This is a genomic window from Streptococcus sp. 3874 (assembly GCF_013276425.1).
In the GTDB taxonomy this organism is placed as follows: domain Bacteria; phylum Bacillota; class Bacilli; order Lactobacillales; family Streptococcaceae; genus Streptococcus; species Streptococcus pseudopneumoniae.
In genome coordinates this window covers 1-1,546 of the sequence record NZ_VMLA01000005.1, presented here as the reverse complement: position 1 = coordinate 1,546, position 1,546 = coordinate 1, and the positions used below count along the sequence as shown (strand labels likewise).

The 1,546-nt window shown below is 38.1% G+C and carries 1 pseudogene; it reads left to right on the top strand.

Going from position 1 to position 1,546, the window contains the following annotated elements:
- The first annotated feature begins 443 nt into the window (after window positions 1–443).
- A pseudogene (locus HT703_RS00450) lies at window positions 444–1,397 on the top strand (IS30 family transposase).
- Window positions 1,398–1,546: the final 149 nt, after the last annotated feature.

Genomic DNA, 1,546 nt, shown 5'->3' with positions numbered 1-1,546 from the left:
CGGTTGTTTCCTGATACAGTCTTACGACCTGTAAAGTAACATACTTTAGCCATTGTGTTTTCCTCCTATTAAATCTAATATAGCGGATGTGCTAGCACTACATACCGTACTATGTTATCACACTTTCTTCATTTTTGCAAGGGAATTGGAAGATTTTTTTATTTATTGTGATTCGAATGTGATATTGAAAGTTCTATAATGAAGTTAGCCACCCAGCCCTCCTAAAAATTAGATGTTTTAACTAGCTTATAGCTAGCCCTCGATTTCATTTGATAAGAGGCTTGATGCTGTTAGGCTGACAAGCCAAGGCTAAGATTAGCTTTGGTTTAGCTGACAAAACTGCTTCAAGGGTTCCTCTTGTCAAATGAAAGCTCTTCTAGGCATAAGAAAACACCTCTGTGTTATACTTGTTGTTCAATCACAAACACAAGAAAGGCACAGAGATGAAAAACCATTATACTACAAAAGCCAAACATTTGACAATCGATAGCCGTCGCTTAATCGAAAGATGGAAAAAGGAAGGGAAATCAAATAGAGAAATCGCCTCTTTACTTGGAAAAGCTCCTCAAACTATCCATACTGAAATCAAGCGTGGGACAGTCCGACAATGTCTTGGAAAAGGACGCTTTAAAGAGGTTTATTCTGCTGACTATGCTCAACAGTCTTATGAAAATAATCGCAAGCGCTCGGTCAAGAAATCAAGATTGAACAAGGAGCTGAAGGAAAAGATTCTCCACTATCATAACCAAAAGGTTTCTCCTGAAATGATGGTCAAGGCTAAGGGCGTTAACGTGGGAATTTCTACCATCTATTACTGGATCCATCATGGAAAATTAGGATTGTCAAAACAGGATCTGCTCTATCCTAGAAAAGGAAAAGCGCTTAAGAAACAGGCTAGCACCAATTTTAACCCCCCTGGTCAATCTATCGAACAGCGTCCTGAAGCTATCAATCTGCGATTGGAGAATGGGCATTATGAGATTGATACGGTTCTGCTTACAAGGGTGAAAAATTATTGTTTACTGGTCTTAACTGATCGAACGACTAGGCATCAAATTATCCGATTGATTCCAAATAAAAGTGCTGAGGTGGTCAATCAGGCTTTAAAACTCATCTTAAAACAAGACAAGATTCTGTCCATCACGGCAGATAATGGTACAGAATTTAACCGCTTGTCTGATGTATTTTCTGAGGAACATATCTATTATGCGCACCCCTATGCCTCTTGGGAAAGGGGAACTAATGAGAATCACAACAGGCTCATTCGTAGATGGTTACCTAAGGGGACTAAGGAAACGACTCCCAAAGAAGTCGCATTCATCTAAAATTGGATGAATAACTATCCTAAAAAATGCTTGAACTACAAATCACCCAGAGAATTTATTCTTCATGGCTAACTTGAACTTGAAATTTGGCTCGAATGTGAGAATGTCTTTAGTAAATCGAACGTGAAAATGTCCCATTTGATAAAATAGTCGTATGAAAAGTATCCAACTGAATATGAATGAAACGAAAAAATATCTTGTGATATAGTTGCTTAGTTTCA